2 protein-coding genes are annotated in these 1825 nt (G+C 64.5%); both read left to right on the top strand.

What is annotated here, in order from left to right; all coding sequences use genetic code 11:
* A partial coding sequence (locus VGD20_RS18340; protein ID WP_331135816.1) for a hypothetical protein occupies positions 1 to 921 on the top strand: 921 nt, incomplete at its 5' end.
* 9 nt (positions 922 to 930) lie between these two features.
* Positions 931 to 1825 (top strand): poly-beta-1,6-N-acetyl-D-glucosamine N-deacetylase PgaB (pgaB, locus tag VGD20_RS18335; protein ID WP_331135815.1); only part of this gene is annotated, 895 nt, incomplete at its 3' end.

The raw sequence follows: 1825 nt of genomic DNA, 5'->3' as shown, positions 1-1825 counted from the left end.
AATCTCTCGGCGCGCCGCCTCGCGCGGCTCTGGGAGGTACATAACAAGCCGGAGCTGCGTATCGAAGGCGAATATGGGTTCGGCGGCGGAAGCCCGCTGACCGGTAATGGCGACCGCGGCCTTCAAGCGGCCCTTTACTCGCCGCCGATCGCCTACGACTGGCGCGTCTTTGCCGGTGCGGGCCATGCCGGAAGCCGTTTCCCGGAAGGCAAGGGCGATCACGACTGGGCCTTTGCCGGCATCGATTATCGGGTTCGCGACCTGACGGCCGAAGCGGAAGTGTCGCGGCACCGCTATGGCGATGGTGGCAAGCTCGGCGGACGGTTGGCGGTGGCGGTCGATCTCGACGATCACAGTCAAGTCGGCGTCGCCGGCGAGATTCTGTCGCGCGACACGCCGCTTCGCGCGCTACGCAACGGAGTTCGCGCGGATGGCGTGAACGCTTTCTACCGATGGCGCGCGCACGAACGAAAGGAAGTGCGCCTCAGCGCCCAGGCGCTGTGGTTCAATGATGGCAACGAGCGGCTGACCACGCTCCTTCAGGCGACGCAGCGGGTTCATACGAGGCCGCATTTCCGGGTGGATGCAGGTTTTGATCTGAGCGCGTCGTTCAACAGCCGCTCCAACGTCGCTTACTACAGTCCGGGCGCCGAGGTTGCAGCGCTCCCGGCTGCCACCTTCACCCACATCATCCATCGCCGCTACCAGACGGTCTGGGATCATTCGCTGACGCTTGGTGCTGGTGGGCTTTGGCAGCGAGATTTCGGCACGGGAGCAATCCTCTCGGCCGGATATCGCCAGCGCTTCACGACCAACGATGTACTCACCGTCTCGGCCGGGATCAATGCGCTCTATCGACCTTACGACGGCGATTACGAGCCGGATTTCCGTGCCTCCTTCAATCTCACCTATCGATTTTAAGGCCCTGCGATGAAACGCTTCCTCACCGGCGCCCTTGCCGCGTCTCTTACCGTCACCGCAATGCCAGCGGCTGCTGAGCGTCCGCCTTTCGTTCCGCCGGCGGCACGCCCCGTCGCGGCCGCCGAGCAGCCTTGGCTGTCGAAGCGGCTGGTTTCCATTACCTGGCACGATGTGTCGGATGCCAATCCCGACCAGCGGTTCATCGCAGTGCGCACCGAACGGCTGATCCAGCAACTCTCCTGGCTGCGCGAGAACGGCTATGTTCCCGTGTCCGCTGATGCCGTGCTTGCCGCCCATCGGGGCGGGCCGGCGCTTCCGGACCGGGCGGTGCTGCTCACCTTCGATGACGGCTATGCCAGCTTCTATACGCGCGTCTATCCGATCCTGAAGGCCTATGGCTGGCCGGCCGTGTTCGCGCCGGTGGGCAAATGGATCAGCACGCCCCAAGGCCAGAAGGTTCGCTTTGGCGACGTCGACGTCGCGCGCGATCATTTCGTGACCTGGGATCAGGTGCGCGAGATGGCTGCGTCGGGCCTGATAGAAATCGCCTCGCACAGCCACGATCTCCACCGCGGCATCCGTGCCAATCCGCAAGGCAACAGCGAGCCGGCCGCGGCAGCGCTGGCGTTCGATGAGGCGACCGGGGGCTATGAGAGCGAAGCGGCCTATCGTGCGCGCCTCCACGCCGACGCAAAAACCATTTCGGACGAAATCGAGCGGGCCACCGGTACGCGTCCGCGCATCTGGATCTGGCCCTATGGGGCTTATAGCGGCACCGCTTTGTCGGTGATCGGTCAGGCGGGCTTTGAAACGACCCTGACTCTCGACGACGGGCTTGCAACGTCCGACGCCGTCTCGGCGATGCCGCGCTTCCTCGTCGCCAACGACCCGAAGCTTGAGGATT

Origin of the sequence: Sphingopyxis sp. (genome assembly GCF_036402335.1) — a bacterium.
Taxonomy (GTDB): Bacteria; Pseudomonadota; Alphaproteobacteria; order Sphingomonadales; family Sphingomonadaceae; genus Sphingopyxis.
The sequence above is the reverse complement of the archived record's forward strand: the minus strand, read 5'-3'. Positions and strand labels throughout refer to the sequence as shown.